Here is a 24,904-nt window from a genome sequence, read left to right as displayed (position 1 = left end):
TTCCGCACGTTCACTTGAACGAGCGTTGATCTTTGCAACCTTTCGGCGACGTGCGCCCGTCTCCTTCTCGTGGGCGTAACGAACGGAGATGCTCGTGGGTAAGGCCAGCAAGAGTGGCCGCAAGTCGTCCATCTGGCGGGGTGTGCCGCGCTGGGCCAGGATCTGCACGGTGTTCGGCACGGTGCTGACCATGCTCAGCGGGGCGGTGCTGGTCGGCACCGAGGTGCTGATGGCCCGCTACGAGGGCGCGGTCGGCAAGGCCGACCTCTTCGGCGACCAGGCGGCCGGGGCCCAGGCGAAGAAGTCCGAGATCAAGGGCCCGCTCAACATCCTGCTGGTCGGTATCGACCCACGTAATGCGACGGCGTTGCCACTGGCCGACTCGATCATGGTGCTGCATGTGCCGGCAACGATGGACCGGGCGTACCTCTTCTCGCTGCCTCGCGACCTCTACGTCGACATCCCGCCGTTCCGCAAGTCGGACTTCAACGGCACCAAGGACAAGATCAACGCGGCCATGTCGTTCGGCAGCCGGGTGCCCGGCGGGAAACCCGACGCGGCGCGCGGCTTCGAGTTGCTGGCCACCACGGTGCAGACGGTGACCGGCATCAAGCGCTTCGACGGCGGCGCGATCATCAACTTCACCGGCTTCCAGAAGATCGTCGACGCGATGGGCGGCGTCGACATGTACGTCGAGCGCGAAGTGAGGTCCGAGCACAAGCAGCCGGACGGCACGCCGCGGCCCGGCAACACGCGCGGCGAGGGCTACGTCGGCCCGCAGGCGGTCTACAAGAAGGGCAACCACCACCTGAGCGGGTGGCAGGCCCTGGACTACGTCCGGCAGCGCTACCCGAAGAACGGTGTCCCGGACGCCGACTACGGCCGGCAGCGCCACCAGCAGCAGTTCGTCAAGGCGATGGTCGGGCAGGCGTTCAGCGCCGACGTGGTGGCCAACCCGCTCAAGCTGGACAAGGTGCTCCGCGCCGCCGGCCAGTCGCTGATCTTCAACGGTCGGGGCAACAGCGTGGTCGACTTCGGGCTCGCCCTGAAGGACATCCGGCCGAACACCATCCAGATGATCAAGCTGCCCGGTGGTCCCGTCTACGACGGGTCGAAATACAAGGGTGAGCAGTTCCAGGCAGGCGTACCGGACTTCTTCACCGCCCTGCACAATGAACAACTGGACCCGTTCCTGCTGGAGCACCCGGAGTTCCAGAACAAGACCAAGTAGCCGTGGCGCAGCTCTCCCCACCCGCCTTGGGTGCGCGTCGGCCACCCGACTAGACTTTCGGCAATCCGTCGCCGCAGCAAGGAGACAGCGTGGCACAGCAGCTTCACGTCGAGCTCGTCGCCGTCGAGGAGAAAGTCTGGTCCGGTGAGGCCGAGATGGTCGTCGCCCGGACGACCGAGGGTGAGCTCGGCGTGCTGCCGGGGCACGCGCCGCTGCTCGGCCAGCTCGCCGAGCCCGGCCAGGTACGCATCAAGCTCGCCGGTGGTCAGCAGGTCTCCTACGAGGTGGCCGGCGGCTTCCTCTCGGTGAGCGCCGACGGTGTCATCGTCCTGGCCGAGAGCGCGACCCCGGTCTCCGCGCAGAGTCACTGAGCCGTACCGGGGATGGAGATCGTCGAGGGATTCGGGATCGGCGTCGCAGTCATCCTCGGCGCGCTCCTCATTCTCTTCGTCCGGCGAGCCCTGGTCACCCGGAGCGGTGGCATCATCCGGCTCAGTGTCCGGGTCTCCACCATGCTCGACGGCCGCGGCTGGTCGCCGGGCTTCGGCCGGTTCGCTGGCGACGAGCTGCGCTGGTACCGGATGTTCAGCTTCGCGCTGCGGCCCAAGCGGGTGCTCTCCCGTAAAGGGCTCGCGGTGGAGCGCCGCCGGTTGCCGGAGGGTCAGGAACGCCTCTCCATGCCGGCCGACTGGGTGATCCTCCGCTGTACCAGTCACCACGCACCGGTAGAGATCGCCATGGCGCGGTCGACAGTGACCGGATTCCTCTCCTGGCTCGAGGCCGCCCCTCCGGGGGCGGTCTCGCCGCGTATGGCCTCCCAAGATTGGCCTGCTGCCTAGTTCCCTCTCGCCGTGGGGGTTTCCGGGGAGCCTGCCCGGCTCCGGGCGGTCAGGCTTGATCCCTCCGCCGGGCGGGCTCCCCGGAAACCCTGCCGAGGCGCTGTGCGTCGTCCAGGCGCCGCTTTTCACCCTGCCGAGACCGGTGGCGGCCGGCTATCCGGGTCTCCGTCGGGAATGATCGACACGGTATCGGCGATGTTGGGGTGTCCCGCTGCCCTGGATACCCCGATATCGCCGACCTGGAGTCGATCACCGGCCCGCCGGCGGACCGGCGTGGAAGGCCAGATGGTTCAGCGCGGGGGCGAGCCGGTCATGCCGCGGACCGGAGAGCGCCGGCGTGCGCTCCAGTGCCAGGTAGTGGCCGAGGCGCCAGGAGCGACCGGCCGGCCAGTCCTGGTGGAGCCGTCCAGCCCAGCTCGCCTAGCTACGCGTGGCCGCCCCGAGATCGGGAACCCATACCTCGACGTGGTGCAGCGCGCCGACGTTCAGCGCTTCCCGCCCGGCACCCATAGCACATCTCCAGCCGGATTTGCCGTTCTTGACAGGATAAAGAGCAGATCGGAGAGCCGGTTGAGATACTTTGCCGGGAGCGTGCTGGTCCGCTCCGGATCGTGGCTGACCAGCGCCCACGCTGCCCGTTCGGCACGCCGGGCGATGGTCCGCGCCACGTGTAGCAGCGCCGCGCCCGCGGTGCCGCCGGGGAGGATAAAGGAGTCGAGGTTGCTCAGGCGCGCGTTGTATTCGTCGCACCAGCCCTCGAGGCGCTCGACGTACTCCTCGGTCACCCGCAGCGGCGGATACTTCGGCTCCGGCTCGACCGGGTTGGACAGGTCGGCGCCCACGTCGAAGAGGTCGTTCTGCACCGAGCCCAGCACGGCCCGCAGTTCCTCGTCGAGCTGGCCCAGGGCGAGCGCGACACCGATCGCCGCGTTGCACTCGTCGACGTCGGCGTACGCGGCGATCCGCGGATCGCTCTTCGGCACCTGTTCGTTGTTGCTCAGCCTGGTCATGCCGGCATCGCCGGCCTTGGTGTAGATGCGCGTGAGGTGGACGGCCATGACGCACAGCCTACGGATACCGGACCTGACGATCCCGGCGCGGCCGGACACCGCCGGCTGGCCCGCGGTGGTGGGCCCCGGCGACGCGGGCGATCCGGCGGTCAACGACGTCGATGTCATCCGGGTACGCGGTGACGCCCGGCTGACCGGCACCGTGCACGTCGTCGGTGCCAAGAACTCGGCGTTGAAGCTGATGGCCGCGGCTCTGCTCGCCCCGGGCCGCAGCGTGATCACCAACGTCCCGCGGATCACCGACATCGCGATCATGGGGGAGGTGCTGCGCCGGCTGGGCTGCGAGGTTCGGTTCGACGAGGACGACCCCGTCGACCCGATGGTCGCCCGAGGTGGGGTGGCCCGGTCCCGGTCGGTGACCATCGACGTACCCGAGCAGCCGGGTGCGGACGCGGACTACGACCTGGTCCGCCGGCTGCGCGCGTCGATCTGCGTGCTCGGCCCCCTGCTGGCCCGCCGGGGGTACGTGCGGGTGGCCCACCCGGGCGGCGACGCGATCGGCTCGCGTGGGTTGGACATGCACGTCTCCGGGCTGACCCGGATGGGCGCGGACATCTCCGGTGAGCACGGGTTCGTCATCGCCGCCGCCCCGCACGGGCTGCGCGGCGCGGACATCGTGCTGGACTTCCCCAGCGTGGGCGCGACCGAGAACCTGGTGATGGCGGCGGTGCTGGCCCAGGGCACCACGGTGATCGACAACGCGGCGCGCGAGCCGGAGATCGTCGACATCTGCACCATGCTCAACCAGATGGGCGCGCGGATCTCCGGTGCCGGCACGTCCACCCTGCGGATCACCGGGGTGCCCGGGCTGCGCCCGGTGCGGCACGCCACGGTGGGGGACCGGATTGTCGCCGGCACCTGGGCGTTCGGTGCGGCGATGACCCGCGGCGACGTGACGGTGACCGGGCTCGACCCGGCCTACCTGGAGGTCGCGCTGGACAAGGTGGTGGCGGCCGGCGGCCTGGTCGAGACGCGGGGAGACAGCTTCCGGGTACGGATGGACGACCGGCCCCGGGCGGTGGACGTGGTGACGCTGCCGTACCCCGGCTTCGCCACCGATCTGCTGCCGATGGCGATCGGGCTGGCCGCCGTGAGCGACGGCGCCTCCTTGATCACCGAGAACATCTTCGACGGCCGGTTCATGTTCGCCAACGAGATGGCCCGCCTTGGCGCGGACATCAAGACCGACGGGCACCACGCGGTGGTCCGGGGCCGGGATCGGCTCTCCGGGGCACCGGTGCGGGCCACCGACATCCGCGCCGGAGCGGGGTTGATCATCGCGGGGCTCTGCGCGGACGGGCTCACCGAGGTCTCCCACGTGCACCACGTCGACCGGGGTTACCCGGACTTCGTGGCCGACCTGCGCGCGCTCGGGGTGGCCGTCGAGCGGGGCACCACGCCGGAGGAACCGGCGCTGGAGATCTGACGCCGACATGGCCCAGGGGCTGCGGGGTCTCCCGACAGCCCCTTAGCCGTCGTTCAGGCTCGCCGACTAGGGTGCAGGGAGGCACTCAATCGCAGCGAGGGAGAAGTAGATGGCGGGTCGACTCGCGGTCGTCGGGGCCGGGCTGATGGGCTCCGGCATCGCCCAGGTGGCGGCGCAGGCGGGCTGGCAGGTGACGCTGCGCGATCTGGACGAGGCGGCCACCACCCGGGGGCTCGGCGGCATCCGGAAGTCGCTGGAGAAGTTCGCCGAGAAGGGCCGGATCGAGGCGTCCGAGGTCGAGGCGACGCTCGCCCGGATCACCCCGACCACCGACCTGGAGGCGGCGGCGGACGCGGACATCGTGGTCGAGGCGGTCTTCGAGCGGCTGGAGATCAAGCACGAGGTGTTCCGCGCCCTGGACAAGATCTGCAAGGCCGACGCGGTGCTCGCCACCAACACCTCGGCCATCCCGGTCACCCAGATCGCCGCGGTCACCGAGCGGCCCGAGGCGGTCGTCGGCACGCACTTCTTCTCCCCGGTGCCGATGATGCAGCTCTGCGAGCTGGTCCGCGGCTACAAGACCAGTGACGCCACGCTGGCCACCGTGCGGGCCTTCGCCGAGGAGATCGGCAAGACGGTCGTGGTGGTCAACCGGGACATCGCCGGCTTCGTCACCACCCGGCTGATCTCCGCCCTGGTGGTGGAGGCGGTCAAGCTGGTCGAGTCCGGCGTGGTGTCCGCGGAGGACCTGGACACCGCCTGCCGGCTGGGCTTCGGGCACGCTATGGGCCCGCTGGCCACCACCGACCTGACCGGCGTGGACGTGCTGCTGCACGCCTCGAAGAACATCTACACCGACACGGCGGACGAGAAGTTCTTCCCGCCGGAGCTGCTCCAGCGGATGGTCACCGCCGGCGACCTGGGCCGCAAGACCGGCAAGGGCTTCTACACGTACTGAGCGGGACATGGAAAGGGGGCGGGCGCTGTGCGCCCGCCCCCCTTTTTTCAGCGTCAGCCGTCGCGCTTGGTGGTCCAGCGGAAGGTGGTCAGGCAGAGAACCAGGCCGATCACGCACCACAGGGCCAGCATCAGCGCGACCCGGCCCAGCTCGAACGAGCCGCCCGGCTCCTGGGAGCCGAAGCTGGACGGCAGGAAGACCGATCGCAGCCCCTGGCACATCCACTTGAGCGGGAACAGCGCGGCCAGCTGCTGCATCCAGGTGGGCAGGTCGGTGAAGATGAAGAACACGCCGGAGACGAACTGGAGCACCAGGGCCACCGGGGTGACCACCGCCGAGCCGCTGCGGGCGGTGCGGGCCAGCGACGAGATGGCGATGCCGCACAGGGTGCAGGCGGTGACACCGAGCACGGAGACCCAGCCGAAGGTGAACCACTTCCCGGCGGTGCCGGGCAGGTCGAGGTCGAACAGCCCCACCGCGACCGCCAGCAGCAGCGCGGTCTCGGCGATGCCGATCGCCACCACCATGATCACCTTGCCGGCGAACCACACCCACTTGGGCATCGGCGTGCCGCGGTAGCGCTTGAGCACGCCCCGGTCCCGCTCGATCGGGATCCAGATGCCGAGGTTCTGGAAGCTCACGGTCATCAGGCCGGTCGCGATCATGCCGGTGATGAAGTACTGGGTGTACTTGACCCCGCCGCCGATCTCCCCGCTGAAGATCGAAGCGAAGATCAGGATCATGATGATCGGGAAGCCCATCGTGAAGACCACGGACTCCCGGCTACGTAGGAACTGGGTGATCTCCAGCCGGCCCTGCCGCAGGGCGAGCGCGGCGACGCCCGGCTGGCGGCCCGGGGTCGCGGCGACCGGCGTCGCCGGCTTCGTCGTGGTCGTCATCGCGCGTGTCCGATCATCGTGAGGTAGACGTCCTCCAGGGTCGGCCGGGTCACGGTGAGCCCGGGGACCTCGCCGCCGTAGCGCGCGGCCAGCTCGGCCACCAGGGCCGTCGGCGTGGCACTCTGCGCGCTCTCCGGCGTCCCGTCCGGGGTACGCCAGGAGACCGTCGCCAGCGCCTCCTGCCGGTTGCCCAGCCGGTTCGGCGCGGCCACCTCGACCAACCGGCCGCCGCTGATCACGCCGACCCGGTCGGCCAGCGCCTCCGCCTCGTCCAGGTAGTGGGTGGTCAGCACGATGGTGGTGCCGGCCGCGGCGAGGTCGCGGATCAGCTCCCAGAACTCGCGGCGCGCCTCCGGGTCGAAGCCGGTGGTCGGCTCGTCGAGGAAGAGCAGCTCGGGGCGGCCGATGATGCCGAGCGCCACGTCGAGGCGGCGCTTCTGCCCGCCGGAGAGGGTGTGCGTGCGGGCCTTCGCCTTACCGGCCAGCCCGACCCGCTCGATCACCTTGTCCGGGTCGTCGGCGTCGGGGTAGAAGCCGGAGAAGTGCCGGATCACCTCGGCCACGGTCAGCTCGTCGAACTCGCCGGTGCCCTGGAGCACGATGCCCACCCGGGATCGCCAGCCCGGGTCCGGATGGGCCGGGTCCGCGCCGAGCACGGAGACCTCGCCGGCATCCCGGCGCCGGTAGCCCTCCAGGATCTCCACCGTGGTGGTCTTGCCGGCACCGTTCGGGCCGAGCAGAGCGAACACCTCGCCACGGTGGACGTCGAGGTCCACGCCCGCCACCGCCACGTTGCCGCCGTACGCCTTGCGCAACCCCCGGACGGAGATGGCCAGCTCGTCATCCATGGCGTCCAGTGTGCGTCCTTGCTGGGGCGGAGCGGCGCCCGGGGTGTGTCGATCCGCGCCACTGCGGGCACTTCGCACCCGGACGTCCGCGACATGGACCTGTGTGGTTTTCCACAGCCCGTTTTACTGAACGGTAACTTAAACTCCGGCCATGGACGAGAAGGCACTTTCGGGGCGGCTGCCCGAGCGGGACCGCCCGTGGGTGATGCGCACCTACGCCGGCCACTCCTCGGCCGCCGCGACCAACGCCCTCTTCCGCCGCAACCTGGCGAAGGGGCAGACCGGGCTCTCGGTCGCCTTCGACCTGCCCACCCAGACCGGGTACGACCCCGACCACGAACTGGCCGCCGGTGAGGTCGGCCGGGTCGGCGTGCCGGTGGCCCACCTCGGCGACATGCGGGCGCTCTTCGACGGCCTCCCGCTGGCCGAGATGAACACCTCGATGACCATCAACGCCCCGGCGATGTGGCTGCTCGCCCTGTACGGCACCGTGGGGCTGGAGCAGGACGCCGAGCTGGCCCGCTGCGCCGGCACCACCCAGAACGACATCATCAAGGAATACCTGTCCCGGGGGACGTACATCTTCCCGCCGGCTGCGTCGCTGCGGCTCACCGCCGACGTGGTGGCGTACACGCTGCGCGAGATGCCGCGCTGGAACCCGGTCAACATCTGCTCGTACCACCTCCAGGAGGCCGGTGCCACGCCGGTGCAGGAGGTCGGCTTCGCGCTGGCCACCGCCGTCGCCGTGCTCGACGCCGTGCGCGACTCTGGCCAGGTGCCCGCCGAGCGGATGGGCGACGTGGTGCAGCGGATCTCGTTCTTCGTCAACGCCGGGGTGCGCTTCGTCGAGGAGATCGCCAAGATGCGCGCGTTCGGCGTGCTCTGGGACGAGATCACCCGCGACCGGTACGGGGTCACCGAGGCCAAGCAGCGCCGGTTCCGCTACGGCGTGCAGGTCAACTCGCTCGGCCTGACCGAGGCGCAGCCGGAGAACAACATCCAACGCATCGTGCTGGAGATGCTCGGCGTGACGATGTCCCGCGACGCCCGGGCCCGCGCCGTGCAACTGCCCGCCTGGAACGAGGCACTCGGCCTGCCCCGCCCGTGGGACCAGCAGTGGTCGCTGCGGATGCAGCAGGTCCTGGCGTACGAGTCGGACCTGCTCGAATACCCCGACCTCTTCGCCGGCTCGCACGTGATGACCGCGCTGGTCGACGAGATCGTCACCGGAGCCCGGGTCGAGCTGGACAAGGTGCTGGAGCTGGGCGGTGTGGTCGCCGCCGTGGAGACCGGCTACCTCAAGAGCGCGCTGGTCACCTCGCTGGCCGAGCGTCGCCGCCGGATAGAGTCCGGCGCCGATGTGGTGGTCGGGGTCAACCGGTTCGCCGAGACCGAGCCCTCCCCGCTCACCGGGGCCGGAGCGGAAGCGGTCGAGCAGGTGGACCCTGCGGTCGAGGCCGCCGCCGCCGAGGGCGTACGCCGGTGGCGAGCCGACCGGGACGGTGCGGCCGTCGACGCGGCCCTGGCCCGGCTCCGTGCGGACGCCGCGATCACTACGAACCTGATGCCGGCCACCCTGGAGTGCGTGCGGGTCGGGGTGACCACCGGCGAGTGGGCCAGCGCGCTGCGCCAGGTCTTCGGCGAGTACCGAGCGCCCACCGGGTTGGCCGGCGCCACCGGGACCGGCGGCGACCCCGGCCTCGCGGACGTCCGCGAGCGGGTCACCGCCACCGCCCGCGAGCTGGGCAGCGGCCGGCTGCGGCTGCTGGTCGGCAAGCCCGGCCTGGACGGGCACTCCAACGGGGCCGAACAGATCGCGGTACGCGCCCGCGACGCCGGCTTCGAGGTCGTCTACCAGGGCATCCGGCTGACCGCCGGGCAGATCGTCGCCGCCGCCGTGGAGGAGGACGTCGACCTGGTCGGGCTCTCCGTGCTCTCCGGCTCGCACCTGGCCGCCGTACCGGCGGTGCTCGACGGGCTGCGCGCCGCCGGCCGGGCGGACCTGCCGGTGGTCGTTGGCGGCATCATCCCCGCAGGCGACGCCGACACGCTGCGGGCCGCCGGGGTGGCCCGGGTCTTCACCCCGAAGGACTTCGCCCTCACCAGCATCATCGACGACCTGGTGACGGTCATCCGTCGCGCCAACGACCTGCCCTGAGCGGGTGGGTTTGGCAGGTCAGCGGCCGACGTAGGTCATACAGTCGGCCAGGTCGTTGTCCGGCCCGACCCTGATCGACGGCGCGTGGCACTCCAACTGCTCGTTGTGCTGGCAGTCGGAACGCTGGCAGGCACCCACCTGGGCGATCAGACTCTCCACGCCGCCCCGGACCGGTGACTCGACGAAGGTGTGGCAGTGGGCGTGATCCATGCTGCCGATCGTGATCGCGTAGGCGTGGCAGTCGCCGGCGTTGTTGTACGCGCAGGCAGCCACCACGCACTCCTGAACTCGGGGCATCTCGATCGCTGTGGTCATGCCAACCTCCTCGGACTCTTGCCCCGATCCTAGGCTTTTGTCGGCTTCCTGGGCTGGCTATGGCGTGCTGCCTGCCCCTTGCCTCCGGGGGTGGCGTCTGCCCCGATGGTGGGCTTGCGTCGTTGGTGGGGTGGGGCCCGCCGTGCCCGGCTCCGGGCGGTCAGGCTTGATCCCTGCGCCGGGCACGGCGGGCCCCACCCTGTCGGTGGTCGCCGTCGCTTTCTGGTTCCTGCGCTGGACGGCGGGCTCCACCCCGTGTCGGCTGTCGTCGTCGGTCCTGATGCCTGCGCCGGCAGGCGGGTCCGCCCTGGGAGTGGTCGTCTTTCCCGACCCACGGTTGGGTGCGGCCAGTCCATCGCCGCGTCGATGGTCACCGCATGTCCCGATCGCGCGTCGGTGGTCGCCGTCTGCTCCGATCGCGCGTCGGTGGTCGCCCTCTGTCCCGATCGCCTGGACGCGGCCCCAGCCCCAGCCCCAGCCCAGCCCCAACCCCAACCCTCGCCTTCCGGTCGGTCGCTGTTGTTGGCGTGATACCTGTGAGGCATAAATATGCCTGTGAGGTATCACCGGTGTTGTCGACCCCGGGCCGGGTCGCGCGGTTTCGGGGTGATCGACTCGGTGTCGGCGATGTCGCGGTATCCCGGCGCGGTGATGCCCCCATGTCGGCGATCTGGAGTTGACCATGGCCATCCGGCCCGGTCTGACGCCGGGGCGGTGGCCGGGCGTGCGTTGAAGGCCGGGGCGTGGCCGGCGTGCGTCGAATGTCCGGCTGACGCCGGGAGCGGTGGGCGATCCGGGCGCCGAATGTCCGTTATCGGGGGTCTCTGGGGTGTGACTGGCTGCACCCGTGCGGTGGAATGGGGGCCGGCCCGGGGTCGTTACATACCCTGACGATCGCAGCACCACCGGCCCGCCGCCCCAACCCCCGAGGTTGGAATGCCAGGCCAAGCCCGGTCGTTATAGATCCCCGAACGACCGCCCCCGCGCCCCGCTCGACAGGGTGCCGGCGGATGGGCCAGCCCGGAATGATGTCGGCCCGGCGGTCGTTACACACAGACCCGGCGCCACGAGCCCCCCGCTTGTAGGCCGCCGAAAAGACTTTTCCCCTTGTTGTTTGTTAGCGCCGGACGAGGTGCTCGCACCCTGTAACGCCGATCCCCCGGTCGGCTGGGTGTTTACCCCCGTGAAGGAGCTACCCCCATGAACACGATCATGCGTAAGAGTGTGCTGTCCGTTGCTGGTCTGGCCTTCGCCGGTGGTGTGTTCGCCGGTCCGATCGCCGCCCACGCCGCCACCCCCGTCGACACCAAGCCCGCCGCCGTGGCCGTGCAGTCGGTCTCGCCGCAGGGTGAGCAGTCCCGCATCGACTTGAACGGTGAGCAGACCGCCAACGTGAAGGCGATCATCGCCGCGACGAAGAAGGCTGGTCTGCCGGAGCGGGCGGCGGTCATCTCGATCGCGACGAGTCTGCAGGAGTCGAAGCTGGAGAACCTCGGCCACCTCGGCGACATGAACGACCACGACTCGCTGGGCTTGTTCCAGCAGCGGCCGTCCAGTGGTTGGGGTGCGCCGGAGCAGATCACCGATCCTGAGTACTCGACCACCGCGTTCCTGAAGGGTTTGAAGCAGGTCGACGGGTGGCAGGACATGCCGCTGACCGACGCCGCGCAGACCGTGCAGGTGTCGGCCTACCCGGACGCCTACGCCCAGTGGGAGAAGCAGGCCACCGACCTGGTCGGCCAGTACTGGAACAGCTGACTCACAGCACCGCATGAACCGACCGCTGGCCGGCACCCCCAACCCGGGGTGCCGGCCAGCGGCATGTCCAGGGTCACGACGAACCTGGACAACAGGCGAACCTGGGCGCGCCAGCCGTCAGACGCGGAAGCCGGCGGCGCGGGCTGCCTGGCGTTCCCGGCAACGTTCGGAGCGCCGGCGCAGGAACCAGTAGACGAACGCCACGAGGCCGAGCAGGAAGGCGAGCACCAACACCGGCAGGAGGATCGCCGCCAGTGAGACCAACACGCTGGTGGCGTCCTCGGCGGTGCTGGCCACCGGGGCACCGAACCCGGCGGTGGTGGCGTTGACCACCGGCCGCGCGGCGGACTTGAGCAGGTGTACGCCGAACGCGAGCAGAACGCCGACGACCACCGGCACCCACTGGTGGGACGAGAAGAAGCTCGCCGGGTCGCTGACCGTCACCGTCTCCGACGATGATCCGGCGCCGAAGGCCAGGCCGCCGGCGGTGGGTCGGACCACGGTCTGCACCACGTCGTTGACGTGGTCGACCACCGGCACCTTGTCCGCCACCATCTCCACGGCGAGCAGGGCGGCCAGGATGACGATGACCCAGCCGTTGCCGAGCCACGTCCAGCCGCTGGGCAGGTCGATCAGGTCGGTGTAGCGGGCGAGCAGACAGAGGGTGAGCAGGGGGATGTAGGCGTTCAGCCCCGCCGACGCGGCGAGTCCGGTACCGGTGAGGACTTCGAGCACGGTCTCAGCATCGCATCGACGCGCCAGTGCCGCTCGCTGGCGACCGGTGGGTGCTCGGCTACCCTCGTCGGGTGCGGTTGGTCATTGCGAAGTGCTCTGTGGACTACGTCGGACGGCTCTCGGCTCACCTGCCGCTGGCCACCAGGCTCCTGATGGTGAAGGCGGACGGGTCGGTGTCGATCCATGCCGACGACCGGGCGTACAAGCCGTTGAACTGGATGAGCCCGCCGTGTCGGCTGGAGGAGGCCCCCGGTGTGTGGCGGGTGGTCAACAAGGCCGGCGAGGAGCTGCGGATCACCCTGGAGGAGATCTTCCAGGACACCTCGTACGAGCTGGGGCTGGATCCCGGCCTGCGCAAGGACGGGGTGGAGGCGCACCTGCAGGAGTTGCTGGCGGCCAACCCGGGCACGTTGGGCGAGGGGTACACGCTGGTCCGCCGCGAGTACATGACGGCGATCGGTCCGGTCGACCTGCTCTGCCGGGACGCCAACCAGGGCGCGGTCGCCGTCGAGGTCAAACGGCGCGGTGAGATCGACGGGGTGGAGCAGCTCACCCGCTATCTCGAGTTGATGAACCGCGACCCGCTGCTCACCCCGGTCGCCGGGGTCTTCGCCGCGCAGGAGATCAAGCCGCAGGCGCGGGTGCTCGCCGCCGACCGGGGCATCCGGTGCGTGGTGGTGGATTACGACAAGCTGCGGGGCATCGAGAAGGACGAGCTGACCCTCTTCTGAGAGTCACCGCCCGTACAGCATCTTGATGGTCTTGACCAGTCGGGCGACGTCGGCCGGGGTCCGCTCGAAGGTCATCGACGGCAGCAGTGACCGGGCTCGCCGGCGGGTGATCGCCTTTGTCCGGCCGAACTCGCGCAAGCCGTCCTCGCCGTGGATCCGCCCGAAGCCGGAGTCGCCGACCCCGCCGAACGGCAGGGTGGACATCCCGGCGAAGGTCAGGGTGGAGTTGACCGACGCCATCCCGGAGCGCAGCCGTCGGGCGATGGTCACCGCGCGGCGCCGGCCGAAGACCGAACCACCGAGCCCGTACGGCAGCGCGTTGGCCCGGGCGACGGCCTCGTCGGCGTCGCGGACCCGGCTGATGGTCAGCGTCGGCCCGAAGGTCTCCTCGCGGACGGCGGCCGACTCTTCCGGTACGTCCACGAGCACGGTCGGGTGCACGTACGGCGGCTGCACCGCACTCGGGCCGCCGAGCACGGCGCGCCCACCGGAGCTGACCGCGTCCTCGATGTGGCGGCGGATCACGTCGATCTGACCGGGCATGGTGATCGGGCCGATGTCCTCGCCGTCCGGCCCAACGGTCAGCCGGCCCGCACGGGCCACCACCTTGTCGACGAAGGCGTCGAAGATCGGGTCGACGGCGTACACCCGCTCGATGCCGATGCAGGTCTGGCCGGCGTTGGTCATGCCGCCCCAGACGCACGCCGTTGCGGCGGCGTCCAGGTCGGCGTCGCTGTCGACGATCATGGCGTCCTTGCCGCCGCCCTCGATGACCACCGGGGTCAGCGTCTCGGCGCAGGCGGCCATCACCTTCCGGCCGGTCGCCGTGGAGCCGGTGAAGGCCACCTTGTTCACCCCGGAGCGGCACAGCGCGGCGCCCACGTCGCCCAGCCCGTGCACGGCGGTGAACACGGGCTGCTCGGGGACGACCTCGGCGAAGCTGTCCACCAGCCACTGGCCGATTGCCGGCGTGTACTCGCTCGGCTTGAACACCACGGCGTTGCCGGCGGCGAGGGCGTACGCCGCGGAGCCGATCGGGGTGAGGACCGGATAGTTCCACGGCGCGAGGACGCCGACCACGCCGTACGGCTGGTATTCGAGGTGCCCGGAGAACTCGGCGAGGATGAGCCGGGACCGCACCCGGCGCGGGCCGAGCACCCGGCCGGCGTTGCGGGCGGCCCAGTCGACGTGCTCGATCGCGGTGACGATCTCGACGATGGCGTCGGCGACGGGCTTGCCGCCCTCGAGGTGCATCAGCTCGGCGAGCTGCTCGATCCGCTTGGCGAGCAGGGCGCGCCAGCGCAGCAGCCGCGCCCGACGGCCGGTGAAGCCCAGGCCGGCCCACCACTCGCCCGCGGCGCGGGCGCGGTCAACGGCCTGCCGCACGTCGGTGGCGACGGGGAAGCGACCGGCCTCGGCGCCGGTGGCCGGGCTGGTGGACACCAGCAGGCCCGCATCGATGACCGGGGTGCCCGGGACATGAACAGCCGTCATGGCGGAAGTCTAGACCCGGAGATTACTCGCCGGTAGGCCCTGATTCGGGCCGGCGGGACGGGAGTCGCATCGACCCGCCCACTCGTTGATCAGAGCAGTTCGGGGCCTTGGGGCCGGATGTCGCCCGTCCGAATCGTCGAACGGGAGGTGGCCGGGCGGTGGCGCGGAGCTGACCGGCCGGTCAATATTGACGATTACCGTCTGGTGGCAGGCTGACGCGCGGAGTGACGGTGTGGGTGGAGGGATGACTGTCGATGGACGAACATCCGGAACTGAGGCCACTGTTGACGGTCGCAGGTGGGCCGATGCGCGGGGCGAGCTTTCGACTGCGGGCCGAGCCGCAGGTGATCGGTCGCGCCCCGACCGGTCATGTGGTCATCAACGACCCGCACCTGAGCCGTCGGCACGCGGAGGTGTGGCTGGCCCCGGAGGGCGCCTCGCTCCGGGACCTGGGCTCCACCAACGGCACCTGGCTCAACGACTGCCGGATCACCGAGGTGGAACGACTCTCCGACGGCGACCTGATCCGGATCGGCCGCACCGAGCTGCGCCTGTTCGACCCGGGGGTGGCCCACACCGATCCGGTCGGGCTCAGCTTCGGCCCGTCCCGGCGCGACATCCGGCCGACGCTGCCTCTGCCCCTGGCCACACCGCCCTCCGCGCGCCGCTGACCCCTCACTCGGATGCCGGTGGGCCACATTCGCGGCGGACCGCGGATGGGTGGCTGGCACATGGACCGGCGTCGGCGGGCGTGGCACCATCCCGCGAATGGAGACCGAGCAGCGGACCGTGACGGCGAACGGCATCACCCAGGCGGTACGGGTGGCAGGCCCGCCAGACGGCATCCCGGTGCTGCTGATCCACGGCAACTGCTCGTCCGCGCTGTTCTGGGAGCCGCTGGTCCGGCGGCTGCCGCCGACGCTGCGGGTGGTCGCCCCGGACCTGCGCGGCTACGGCGACTCCGAGACCGCCCCGGTGAACGCCACCCGAGGGCTGACGGACTTCGCCGACGACGTGGCCGCGCTGCTGGACGACCCGACGCTCTTCGGCACCGCCGACGCCCGCCCAGTGGTGGTCGGGCACTCCCTCGGCGGGGGCGTGGCGATGCGGCTGCTGGTCGACCACCCACACCGGGTGGGAGCGCTGCTGCTCGCCGCGCCGGTCTCCCCGTACGGCTTCGGTGGCACCCGCGACCTGGTCGGTACACCGACCACCGCCGACTTCGCGGGGACCGGCGCCGGCACGGCCAACGCTGACTTCGTCGCCCGGCTGGCCGCCCACGACCGGAGCCCGGACGCCCAGACCAGCCCACGCGCCGTGCTGCGGGCCACCTACGTGGCTGATCCGGCGTCGCTGGGCGCGGACGAGGAACTGCTGCTGGACAGCCTGCTCTCCACCGCGACCGGGGACGACAACTACCCCGGCACGGCGGCGTCCTCGGAGAACTGGCCGGGCATGGCGCCGGGGGAGCGCGGGGTGCTCAACGCGCTCGCGCCGACCTGGTTCCGGCTCGCCGACGAGCTGGTGGCCGTCGCCGACAAGCCCCCGGTCACCTGGGTACGCGGCGACGCCGACGTGATCGTGTCGGACACCTCGCTGTTCGACCTGGCGTACCTGGGCTCGCTGGGTGTGGTGCCCGGCTGGCCTGGTGAGGAGAACTGCCCGGCGCAGCCGATGATCGGCCAGACCCGGGCGGTGCTGGAGCGGTACGCGGCGGCCGGTGGCGCGTACCACGAGGTGGTGCTGCCCGGCTGTGGGCACAGTCCGCACCTGGAGCGGCCGGCGGCGTTCGTCTCGGAGCTGCTGGCGCTGACCACTGTCCCGGCGAGCTGAAGCGGAGCCTCGGCAACCCGGTCAGACGGTGTCGTCGTGGGTGAAATATGCCACGGCGCCTCGACAACTGTGCGTCACGTGGCAGACTCGCGCGCATAACCTTAGCGGCCGTTCAGTGGTCGTGCGGACTGTCTGGGGAGGCCGGTCGTGGCGCGCGAGTTCAGCACCGTAGGCGTTGTGGGGCTGGGCACCATGGGTGCCGGCATCGTCGAGGTCTTCGCCCGCAATGGCATCGACGTGGTGGCGGTCGAGATCTCCGAGCCGGCGCTGGAGCGTGGCCGGGTCACCCTCACCGGCTCCACCGACCGTGCGGTGGCCAAGGGCAAGCTCGCCGCGGCGGACCGGGACGCCCTGCACGAGCGGGTGCACTTCGCGGTCGGGCTGGACGCGCTGCACTCCGTCGACCTGGTCATCGAGGCGGTGCCCGAGCACCTGGACCTTAAGCAGCGGATCTTCGCGGAGCTGGACCGGGTCTGCCGGCCGGAAACCATCCTGGCCACCAACACCTCGTCGCTGAGCGTCACCGAGATCTCGGTGGCCACCACCCGGCCCAACCAGGTGATCGGCATCCACTTCTTCAACCCCGCGCCGGTGATGAAGCTGGTCGAGGTGGTCCGCACCGTGGTCACCGCGCCCGAGGTGGTCGCCGACGTGGAGGCGCTCTGCGCCCGGCTCGGCAAGGTCGACGTCACCATCAACGACCGCGCCGGCTTCATCGCCAACGCGCTGCTCTTCGGCTACCTCAACCACGCGGTCGGCATGTTCGAGTCGCACTACGCGACCCGAGAGGACATCGACGCCGCCATGAAGCTCGGCTGCGGCCTGCCGATGGGCCCGCTGGCGCTGATGGACCTGATCGGCCTGGACACCGCGTACGAGATCCTGGACACCATGTACCGGCGCGGCGGGCGGGACCGCCGGCACGCCCCGGTGCCGCTGCTCAAGCAGATGGTGACGGCGGGGCTGCTCGGCCGGAAGTCCGGCCGGGGCTTCTACACCTACGAGCGGCCCGGCTCGCCGGTGGTCGTACCGGACGAGGCGACGCCGCTGGCCTCGGAGGTCGCGCTCGCCGACGGCGCGCGGGCCATCACCAAGGTTGGCGTGGTCGGCTCGGGGACGATGGCCACCGGGATCATCGAGGTCTTCGCGAAGGCCGGCTACGAGGTCGTCTCGGTGACCCGGGGCGCGGAGAAGTCCGCAAAGGTCTGCGAGGCGGTGAAGACCTCGCTGAACAAGGGCGTGGTGCGCGGCAAGCTCGCCGAGGCCGACCGGGACGCCGCGCTGGGCCGGATCAGCTGGTCGGCCGCGCTCGACCACCTCGCCGACGTCGACCTGGTGGTCGAGGCCGTGGTCGAGGAGTTGAGCGTGAAGAAGGCGCTCTTCGCCAGCCTCGACGAGATCTGCAAGCCGGGCGTGGTGCTGGCCACCACCACCTCGTCCCTGCCGGTGATCGACGTGGCGATGGCCACCCACCGGCCGGCCGACGTGGTGGGGCTGCACTTCTTCAACCCGGCGCCGATCATGCCGCTGGTCGAGGTGGTCCGCACCATCCGCACCTCCCCGGAGACCACCGCGACCGCCCGGGCGGTCTGCGCCGCGCTGGGCAAGACCGCCGTGGTCTGCGGCGACCGGTCCGGGTTCATCGTCAACGCGCTGCTCTTCCCGTACCTCAACGACGCGGTGAAGATGCTGGAGGCCAGCTACTCCACGGCCGACGACATCGACCACGCCATGAAGCTGGGCTGCGGCTACCCGATGGGCCCGTTCGACCTGCTCGACGTGGTCGGGTTGGACGTCTCGCTGGCCATCCAGCGGGAGCTGTACCTGGAGCTGCGCGAGCCGGGCTTCGCGCCCGCGCCGCTGCTGGAGCACCTGGTCACCGCCGGCTACCTGGGCCGCAAGACCCGCCGGGGCTTCCGCGACCACTCGCACCGCTGACGGGTCAACGCCGATCTCAGCCGTCGGGCGGGACGGCCGTGGGGCCGTCCCGCCCGTCGGACCGTACGCTTGGTGACTGTGAGCCCCCGTCGCAATCGCCCCCGCCGGGACGAGAACGCCAACCTGGACGACGACCGGGTCCGGCAGGGCGTCGCCTCGGTGCAGCAGTGGACCGACGGCGCCTGGCAGGTACGCGGGATCGGCGCGGAGGCGTCGGTCAAGACGTACCGTTGCCCCGGCTGTAACCAGGAGATTCGGCCCGGCGTGGCGCACCTGGTGGCCTGGCCTGCGGACGGCCTTGGTGACCTCACCGACCGGCGGCACTGGCACAGCGGCTGCTGGCGCGCTCGCGACCGGCGTGGCCCGGCGGTGCAGCGCGGCCGGGGCACTCCGCGCTACTGAGCGACCTGGATCACCCTGTTCGTGCCTGGGCGGGCGGCGGCGGTGACTTCGCGACAGACTTGAGCGGTGAGCACAGCGATCCGCGCGTCGTCGATCCTGCCCGGCCGCCGGGAGGACATCGAGCTGCACACCGCCGATGGTCTGCGGCTGGTCGGCGAGTTGGCCGTGCCGGCCGACCGGCCGCCGGTGGCCACCCTGGTCTGTCTGCACCCGCTGCCGACCCACGGCGGGATGATGGACAGCCACGTGTTCCGCAAGGCGGCCTGGCGGCTGCCCGCGCTGGCCGACGTGGCCGTGCTCCGGTTCAACACCCGGGGGACCAGCAGCGTGCGCGGCACCAGCGAGGGGGCCTTCGACGGGGCCGTCGGCGAGCGCTTCGACGTGGCTGCCGCCATCGAGTACGCGGAGTTCGCCGAACTGCCGAACATCTGGCTGGTCGGCTGGTCGTTCGGCACCGACCTGGCGCTCAAGTACGGCTGCGACCCGGCGATCGCCGGCGCGATCCTGCTCTCCCCGCCGCTGCGCTTCTCGGCCCCCGAAGACCTGGCCACCTGGGCCGCCTCCGGTCGGCCGCTGGTGGCCCTGGTGCCGGAGTTCGACGACTACCTGCGCCCGGCGGAGGCCGAGGAGCGGTTCGCCGCGGTGCCGCAGGCCGAGGTGGTGGGGGTGCCGGGCGCCAAACACCTCTGGGTCGGCGACGCGGAGAGGGTGCTCGACGAGATCGTCCGTCGGGTCAACCCGGCGGTCACGGTGCCGCTGCCGACCACCTGGGACGGCCCGATGGAAGCCGGCGACGTCAGCGCGTACGCCGACCGGACGGTGGCGTCGTTCGCCGACGTCCCCGTCCCCGGGCCGCTCGCCGGCCAGGCCGACTGACCCCAGGGGCCGGTCAGCGGGTCTCCTGCCGGGGGAGCACCACCTCGCGCAGGATCAGTTGCAGCGCGGCCACCGTGGGGATGGCGATCAGCGCGCCCACCACGCCCAGCAGCGCCACCCCGAGCAGCGCGGCCAGCAGGGCGGCCACCTCGTTGACCTCGACCGAGCGCCGCATCACCTTCGGGTAGATCAGATAGTTCTCCACCTGCTGGTAGATGAGGAAGAACACCACGCAGGCGATACCCACCGGCAGGCTGGTGGCGAAACCGACCAGGCTCACGACCACCGCGCCCAGGGTGGCACCGATCTGCGGGATCAGGTCGGTCACCGCCACCACCACGGCCAGCGCGAAGGGGTACGGCAGCCCGACGATCAACGCGAACACGAAGGTGGTCGCGCCGGCCAGCACCGCGATGCTCAACGCGCCGACCATGTACGCGCCGACCTTGGCCAGGATCTCGTCACCGATCAGCTGCACGCGCTCCCGGCGTGAGCGCGGCACCAGCGCGTAGCCCAGGGAGCGCAGCCGGTTGAAGTAGGCCAGGAAGTAGATGGTCAGCACCAGCACGGTCAGCGTCCGGAACACCGTGCCGAAGATCAGTTGGGCGCCGCCGAGCACCCCGCCCAGCGCCCGGCCCACCGTCTGGGCGTTGGCCGCGCTCTGCACCCGCTCCATCACGTCGTACCGCTCCACCAGGTCATTGACCGTCGGGTTGCGGCGCAGGTCCTCGACCAGGCTGGGGATCTGGTCGATGAACTGCCCGGACTGGGTCACGATCGGCGGTACCAGCGCCACCACGCCGCCGCAGAGCAGCAGCACCACCGTCAGCGCCACCAACGCGACCGCCAGGCCGTGCGGCAGCTTCCAGCGGCGCAGCCGGACCACCGCCGGGTTGAGGCCGACCGCGAGGAAGAGCGCGATCACCACCAGCACCAGGATGCCGCCGGCGTTGCGGACCCCCAGATAAAGGGTGTACGCCAGCAGCACGCCGACCGCGCCGGTGAAGCCGATCAGGAAGCTGTTGCGCCGAAGCGGACGCCCCGGCGTGCCGAACTTTCCGGACGGGACGGCCGGCGGCTCGTCCGGGTCGACGCCCGGGTCGGGGATCGGCACCGGGCGTGGCGTCTCGGTTGGCGAGGGAGTGATCGGCGGGGGACTGGCCGGCGGGCGACCGGGCGTCGCGTCCGGGTTCTCGGTCGGCGGGCCGTTCTGCGGCAACAGGACCTCCGGGTCAGGCGGTGGGTCGGCGGGCGAGGGCGACGAACGCCCGCCAGGCGGCCGGCGCGAAGACCAGCACCGGGCCGGTTCGGTCCTTGCTGTCCCGCACGCCCACCACCCCGGGAAGATTGTCCGCCACCTCGACGCACTCTCCGTTGCCGCTCCGGCTGGATGTGCGCCACCGGGCACCGGTCAGGTCCATGTGGTCACGACTTCCTTCATCAGCTCGATCGACTGCCGGCGGGACAGGGCACCATTCCTGATCATTTCCCAGCGCGCCAGCAGTGTGGCCACCTCATGGTCGCCATCTACCACGAGGCCGTCAATCTGGTGTTCCATGTGTCCCACCCAACCACCGTCGGCGCCACGGGCCAGATTGAACGGCCCCGACAGGCCGACGTGCAGCCCGACCTCGGCCGGAATGATGTGCAGGCTGACGTGCGGCCGTTCCAGGCTGGCGACCAGATGAGTGATCTGCTCGACCATCAGCCCTCGGACGTCCTCCCCGGCACGCCGCAGCACCAACTCGTCGACGACCGCGATGAACTGCGGCGGCTCCGGCTGGACCAGCAGCGACTGTCGGTCAAGCCGGGCGTGCACCCGTCGCTCCACCTCGTCGTCGCTGAGCAGGTCATCGCAGCGAATGACGGCGCGGGCGTAGTTCTCGGTCTGGAGCAGGCCGGGGATCAGCGTGGGCTGGAAGCAGCGCAACTGGCGGGCGCTGCGCTCGGCGTCCAGCCAGGGCCGGAACCAGCTTGGCTGGCCGTCCCGCTCGGCGAGCTTGAGCAGGTAGACCAGCAGGCCGCCGGTGGCCAGCACCTCGTCGGCGCGGGCCAGGAAGAGCCGGTCCAGCGGGCGCTGACCCAGCTCCAGCGCGGACACCATCGAACCGGAGTAGTGCACCAGCCGGCCGAAGTCCTCCTGACTCATCCCAGCGGCGGTGCGCAGCCGGCGCAGTTGGGCGCGGATCATGTCGGCCGTCGGCGCGGCGTCGCCTTCCACAGTGCCTCCGCAGGTCGGGGGTCGTCTCCACCGGCCCGCCCGGCGGGCCGCGCAACCGACGCAGCCTCGCCGTCGGACGCGCCGACGCCTTCCGACCGTAGCGGTGTGATCAGCAGACTGTCACCTACCGGTTCGCCGTCGGCAGCTCCGGTTGTCACCCCACCGGGCCCGCGCACCCGGCGGCGCGTTCCCGTCCCCAGTCGAGGAGGTACCCCATGCCCAGCTCAAGCCGCCCCGGCTGGCCCCGACGGTCGCGGGCGCGTACGTCGATGGCCGGGCTGCCGCACCCGCGGCTCGGGCCGTACCCCGCACATCCCCGAGCCTGCGGTGAACGGACGCCGCACACCCCGCTGCGGCCGATGTGGTGCTGCCGGGCCGACGGCCGGCCGTGGCCGTGCGCGGAGGCCCGGTTGCTGCTCAAGGCGGAGTTCGACGCGGACCCGGCGGCCCCTGACCATCTACCTGGCCGGGCTCTATCACGAGGCGGCACACGACCTGTACCAGCTCAACCCCTACGACGGGCCGACCCCTCGGGAGCTGTTCGAACGCTTCGTGGCGTGGGGCCCGTTCCGCCGCCCGGTCATCGACCCGCCTCCGGGCCCTGACCTGCCGTGCCAGCCCGGCTGATCAGGCCGGTGCCCGATGCTGTTCCGACGCCCTGTCGAGCTGCCCCAGATCTGGGGCAGCTCGACAACCAGATCTGGGGCAGCTCGACAGCGACGCGGTCGGGGCCGGGCTGTTGCCGTGCGGGTCAGTCCTTCTCGACGGTGACCTTGCTGGGCTTGGCACTGCGCTCGTCGGTGGTCGGCTTGGTCGGCCGCTTGCCGTTCTCGCCGGTGCTGGTGATCTTGGTCGGCTTGGCGCCCCGGCCACCCTCACCCGGAACGGCGGCCACGGTCGGCTCGCCGTCCACCCCGGCGCTGGCCGCCCCGCCGTCGACGGTGGTCAACGGCTCGGCCACCGGCCGGGTCGTGGACTGCTCGGCGGGCTCGGCCTCGGCGTTCGCCGGCTGCCGGGCGTCGGCAGGCTCGGCCTTGAACCCGTTCGCGGCGGCTCCGGCGGTCGCCGGGGCAGCCTCGGTGATCGCCGTGGCCGGGGCGGTCACGCGGCCGTCCCCAGCAACCGGTGCGGTCAGGCCGTCTCCAGCGACCGGCGCGGTCGGACGGTCTCCAGCGACCGGCGCGGTCGGACCGTCTCCAGCAACCGGTGCGGTCGAGCCGTCTCCGCTGGTCGGCGCGCTCGCCGTCGCTCCGTCGCGCGTGGCCGGCGCGCTCGCCGTCGCTCCGTCGCGCGTGGCCGGCGCGCTCGCGGCCCCGTCGACGGTCGGGACGGTGACGCTCTGCAACCGCAGCTCGGCCATCTGCCGCTGGAGCTCGTCGGACTCCTGCCGGGACTTCCAGGTTTCCTGCCGCAGGTCGGCGAGCTGCTGCTGGGCCTGGGCGATCTCCAGCATCACCTGGGCGAGCTGCTGCCGGCCGGCCGCCGACTCCTGCTGAGTGGCAGCCAGATGCTGCTGGGTGGTGGCCAGGTGCTGCTGGGTGGTGGCCGCGTACTCCTCGAACTGGCGGCGGGAGGCCGCGACATGCTCGTCGGCCTCGCGGCGCTTGTCGCCCGCCTCGGTCTCGGCCCGGCTCAGCATCTCGGCGGACTCTTCCTCGGCCTGCCGGCGCATGGTCAGCGCATCCTGCTCGGCCGCCTGGCGGATCGCGTCGGCGCCCTGCTCGACCTCGTTCTTGCGGGTGGTGTACTCGGTCTCCAGTGTGTCGCGCCGGGTGATGAAGCCCGTCTCCAGTTCCTGCTGGCGGCTGCTGAAGGTGGTCTCCAGCTCCTCCTGACGGCTGGTGAAACCGGTCTCCAGCTCGTGCTGGCGGGACTTGTACTGCTTTTCCAGCTCGTCGCGACGCTTGGCGAACTCCTGCTCGGCAGTGGACCGCCGCTGGGCCAGCTCCCGGTCGGCCGTCTCCCGCCGGGAGTTGACCTCCTGTTCCACGCCGGCCCGCCAGGCGCCCAGCTCCTGCTGGGTCTGCGCCCGGGCGTGCTGCACGTACGCCTCGGTCTCGCTGCGCATCCGCTGCACGTACGCTTCGGTCTCGCCCCGGCTGCGCTTGGCCGACTCGGTGGCCTGCGTTATCAGCCGCTCCGCCTCCTGCTGGGCCTTCGCCCGGGTGGCCCGGCCGGCCATCGACGCGTCGTCGATGATCTGCTTGGCCTCCTGCTGCGCCTTGGCGTGAGTGGCCCGGCCGGCCTCGGTCGCGGTGTCGGTGAGCCGCTTGGCCTCCTGCAGGGCCTTGGCGTGCACCTCCTTCGCGGCCTCGCGCAGCTCGCTGGCCTCCTGCCGGGCGGTGGTCAGCGTCTCGCGGGCCGCCTCGCGCAGCTTGGTGGCCTCCTGCTGGGCCCGGGTGTGGATCTCCTTGGCGGTGTCCCGCAGCTGGGTGGCCTCCTGCTGGGCCTTCGCCAGCGCGTCCTGCGCCGTCTTGCGCAACTGCGCCGACTCGTCCTTGGCCGACTGCAGAGTCTCTTCCGCCTCGGCGCGCCGGGCGGCGCTGTGCCGCTCCTCCTCCGCGCGTCGTGCGGCGAGGGTGATCTCGAAGTCCTTCAGTGCCCGCGCGGCCTGCTCGCGGGCCTCATCGATGATGTGCTCGGCGGCGGCGCGGCGGGCCTCGATCTCCTCGTTCGCCGCGGACAGGATCTCCTCGCCCTGCTCCTCGGCGAGGGCGAGGATCGACTCGACCCGGGGGCCGAGGTGCCGGAACGAGGCCCGGTCCACCACGTTCATCTGCTTGCGCACCTGGACGAGGTCCCGCTGAAGCACCTCGACCTGGCCGGCGAGCTTGTGGATCTGTGTGTATGCCTGTTCCCGTTCGGCGGCGAGGGTCGCGATCTCGTGCTCGGCACGCGCGACGTACCGGTCGACCTGTTTCTTCTCGTATCCCCGCAGAGCGGACTCGAAGCTGGGCTCCGTGGTCACGTCCCCGCCGAGTGCGAACAGTTCCTCGCCGTGCGACATGCCCCCATCCTCACACGCAACGGCCCCTGCTGGGGCGATACGGACGCCCCTTATGGGACCTACTTCACTCCGGACGCAACGGGTGATGCCAAGGGGCGGGAAACGCACACGGCGCGAGGTCACAGCGGTTACCCGGTGTCACCTCGCGCCGTCGTTGCCCCAACC

23 protein-coding genes and 1 pseudogene are annotated in these 24,904 nt (G+C 71.1%); 14 read left to right on the top strand and 10 right to left on the bottom strand.

The genetic code is table 11. The features are described from left to right. Nucleotides 1-88 precede the first annotated feature (88 nt). The 3 genes from OG470_RS01045 (at nt 89) to OG470_RS01035 (ending at nt 2,070) form a co-directional block, all read left to right on the top strand. The gene (locus OG470_RS01045; protein ID WP_328419832.1) at nt 89-1,231 is read left to right on the top strand and encodes an LCP family protein; all 1,143 of its coding nucleotides are present in this window, start codon (nt 89-91) and stop codon (nt 1,229-1,231) included. Between the two features lie 89 nt (nt 1,232-1,320). Continuing rightward, nucleotides 1,321-1,602, top strand: coding sequence for a F0F1 ATP synthase subunit epsilon (locus OG470_RS01040; RefSeq protein WP_328419830.1), 282 nt, complete (start codon nt 1,321-1,323; stop codon nt 1,600-1,602). A 12-nt stretch (nt 1,603-1,614) separates the two neighbouring features. Beyond that, nucleotides 1,615-2,070: a DUF2550 domain-containing protein gene (locus OG470_RS01035; protein ID WP_328419827.1), complete on the top strand. Its 456-nt coding sequence runs from the start codon at nt 1,615-1,617 to the stop codon at nt 2,068-2,070. Nucleotides 2,071-2,555: 485 nt separating this feature from the next. Here the strand turns inward: OG470_RS01035 and OG470_RS01030 are convergent, their stop codons facing one another. Continuing rightward, complete coding sequence (locus OG470_RS01030; protein WP_328419825.1) at nt 2,556-3,128, bottom strand: cob(I)yrinic acid a,c-diamide adenosyltransferase; 573 nt, start codon at nt 3,126-3,128, stop codon at nt 2,556-2,558. Here OG470_RS01030 and murA point away from each other — a divergent pair. Next, nucleotides 3,127-4,566: a UDP-N-acetylglucosamine 1-carboxyvinyltransferase gene (gene murA / locus OG470_RS01025; RefSeq protein WP_328419823.1), complete on the top strand. Its 1,440-nt coding sequence runs from the start codon at nt 3,127-3,129 to the stop codon at nt 4,564-4,566. The genes OG470_RS01030 and murA overlap by 2 nt on opposite strands. Nucleotides 4,567-4,675: 109 nt before the next feature. Continuing rightward, nucleotides 4,676-5,524 (top strand): 3-hydroxyacyl-CoA dehydrogenase family protein, encoded by an 849-nt coding sequence (locus OG470_RS01020; RefSeq protein ID WP_328419821.1) that lies wholly within the window; start codon nt 4,676-4,678, stop codon nt 5,522-5,524. A gap of 53 nt (nt 5,525-5,577) precedes the next feature. On the opposite strand, the gene OG470_RS01015 is transcribed toward OG470_RS01020, so the two are convergent. Beyond that, entirely contained in the window at nt 5,578-6,423 is an 846-nt protein-coding gene (locus tag OG470_RS01015) for an ABC transporter permease (protein WP_328419819.1), read from the bottom strand. Further along, nucleotides 6,420-7,271 (bottom strand): ABC transporter ATP-binding protein, encoded by an 852-nt coding sequence (locus tag OG470_RS01010; RefSeq protein WP_328419817.1) that lies wholly within the window; start codon nt 7,269-7,271, stop codon nt 6,420-6,422. The genes OG470_RS01015 and OG470_RS01010 overlap by 4 nt, the downstream gene beginning before the upstream one ends. 151 nt (nt 7,272-7,422) lie before the next feature. Here OG470_RS01010 and OG470_RS01005 point away from each other — a divergent pair, with 151 nt between their 5' ends. Beyond that, nucleotides 7,423-9,429: a protein meaA gene (locus tag OG470_RS01005; protein WP_328419815.1), complete on the top strand. Its 2,007-nt coding sequence runs from the start codon at nt 7,423-7,425 to the stop codon at nt 9,427-9,429. Between the two features lie 18 nt (nt 9,430-9,447). Here OG470_RS01005 and OG470_RS01000 read toward each other — a convergent pair whose 3' ends face one another. Next, nucleotides 9,448-9,744, bottom strand: coding sequence for a DUF1540 domain-containing protein (locus OG470_RS01000; protein ID WP_328419813.1), 297 nt, complete (start codon nt 9,742-9,744; stop codon nt 9,448-9,450). Between the two features lie 1,200 nt (nt 9,745-10,944). Here OG470_RS01000 and OG470_RS00995 point away from each other — a divergent pair. Then, the gene (locus OG470_RS00995) at nt 10,945-11,502 is read left to right on the top strand and encodes a hypothetical protein (RefSeq protein WP_328419811.1); all 558 of its coding nucleotides are present in this window, start codon (nt 10,945-10,947) and stop codon (nt 11,500-11,502) included. A gap of 117 nt (nt 11,503-11,619) precedes the next feature. Here the strand turns inward: OG470_RS00995 and OG470_RS00990 are convergent, their stop codons facing one another. Continuing rightward, nucleotides 11,620-12,237 (bottom strand): DUF4126 domain-containing protein, encoded by a 618-nt coding sequence (locus tag OG470_RS00990; protein WP_328419809.1) that lies wholly within the window; start codon nt 12,235-12,237, stop codon nt 11,620-11,622. 71 nt (nt 12,238-12,308) lie between these two features. Between OG470_RS00990 and nucS the strand changes: the two genes are divergently transcribed. Beyond that, on the top strand, nt 12,309-12,968 hold the full coding sequence (gene nucS, locus OG470_RS00985) for an endonuclease NucS (RefSeq protein ID WP_328419807.1): 660 nt from the start codon (nt 12,309-12,311) through the stop codon (nt 12,966-12,968). Nucleotides 12,969-12,971: 3 nt separating this feature from the next. Here the strand turns inward: nucS and OG470_RS00980 are convergent, their stop codons facing one another. Next, nucleotides 12,972-14,462: an aldehyde dehydrogenase family protein gene (locus tag OG470_RS00980; protein WP_328419805.1), complete on the bottom strand. Its 1,491-nt coding sequence runs from the start codon at nt 14,460-14,462 to the stop codon at nt 12,972-12,974. A gap of 305 nt (nt 14,463-14,767) precedes the next feature. Here OG470_RS00980 and OG470_RS00975 point away from each other — a divergent pair, with 305 nt between their 5' ends. The 5 genes from OG470_RS00975 (at nt 14,768) to OG470_RS00955 (ending at nt 19,511) form a co-directional block, all read left to right on the top strand. Continuing rightward, a complete protein-coding gene (locus OG470_RS00975) occupies nt 14,768-15,133 on the top strand; it encodes an FHA domain-containing protein (protein WP_328419803.1) in 366 nt (121 codons plus the stop codon). Between the two features lie 97 nt (nt 15,134-15,230). Next, nucleotides 15,231-16,295, top strand: a complete 1,065-nt coding sequence (locus OG470_RS00970) for an alpha/beta hydrolase (RefSeq protein WP_328419801.1) — start codon at nt 15,231-15,233, stop codon at nt 16,293-16,295. Nucleotides 16,296-16,442: 147 nt separating this feature from the next. After that, nucleotides 16,443-18,233 (top strand): 3-hydroxyacyl-CoA dehydrogenase family protein, encoded by a 1,791-nt coding sequence (locus tag OG470_RS00965; protein ID WP_328419799.1) that lies wholly within the window; start codon nt 16,443-16,445, stop codon nt 18,231-18,233. Nucleotides 18,234-18,311: 78 nt separating this feature from the next. Further along, nucleotides 18,312-18,635 carry a hypothetical protein gene (locus OG470_RS00960; protein WP_328419797.1) on the top strand — a complete coding sequence of 108 codons (324 nt, stop codon included), beginning with the start codon at nt 18,312-18,314 and terminating at the stop codon, nt 18,633-18,635. Between the two features lie 66 nt (nt 18,636-18,701). Next, nucleotides 18,702-19,511 carry an alpha/beta hydrolase gene (locus tag OG470_RS00955; RefSeq protein ID WP_328419795.1) on the top strand — a complete coding sequence of 270 codons (810 nt, stop codon included), beginning with the start codon at nt 18,702-18,704 and terminating at the stop codon, nt 19,509-19,511. A 13-nt stretch (nt 19,512-19,524) separates the two neighbouring features. Here the strand turns inward: OG470_RS00955 and OG470_RS00950 are convergent, their stop codons facing one another. Genes OG470_RS00950 through OG470_RS00940 form a run of 3 tightly spaced genes read right to left on the bottom strand, consistent with a single transcriptional unit; the run spans nt 19,525 to nt 21,702 of the window. Next, on the bottom strand, nt 19,525-20,730 hold the full coding sequence (locus tag OG470_RS00950; protein ID WP_442931027.1) for an AI-2E family transporter: 1,206 nt from the start codon (nt 20,728-20,730) through the stop codon (nt 19,525-19,527). 13 nt (nt 20,731-20,743) lie between these two features. Then, nucleotides 20,744-20,932 (bottom strand): DUF397 domain-containing protein, encoded by a 189-nt coding sequence (locus OG470_RS00945; RefSeq protein ID WP_328419793.1) that lies wholly within the window; start codon nt 20,930-20,932, stop codon nt 20,744-20,746. Further along, nucleotides 20,923-21,702, bottom strand: a complete 780-nt coding sequence (locus OG470_RS00940; protein WP_442931168.1) for a helix-turn-helix domain-containing protein — start codon at nt 21,700-21,702, stop codon at nt 20,923-20,925. Before OG470_RS00940 ends, OG470_RS00945 begins: the two co-directional genes overlap by 10 nt. A gap of 299 nt (nt 21,703-22,001) precedes the next feature. On the opposite strand from OG470_RS00940, the pseudogene OG470_RS00935 reads away from it, so the two are divergent. After that, nucleotides 22,002-22,359: pseudogene (locus tag OG470_RS00935) on the top strand (hypothetical protein). Nucleotides 22,360-22,483: 124 nt separating this feature from the next. On the opposite strand, the gene OG470_RS00930 reads toward OG470_RS00935, so the two are convergent. Next, nucleotides 22,484-24,739 (bottom strand): hypothetical protein, encoded by a 2,256-nt coding sequence (locus OG470_RS00930; RefSeq protein ID WP_328419789.1) that lies wholly within the window; start codon nt 24,737-24,739, stop codon nt 22,484-22,486. Nucleotides 24,740-24,904: the final 165 nt, after the last annotated feature.

Origin of the sequence: Micromonospora sp. NBC_00389, assembly GCF_036059255.1 — a bacterium.
Classification (GTDB): domain Bacteria; phylum Actinomycetota; class Actinomycetes; order Mycobacteriales; family Micromonosporaceae; genus Micromonospora.
Note: the sequence above shows the minus strand (reverse complement) of the source record. Positions and strands in the feature narration are given on the sequence as shown.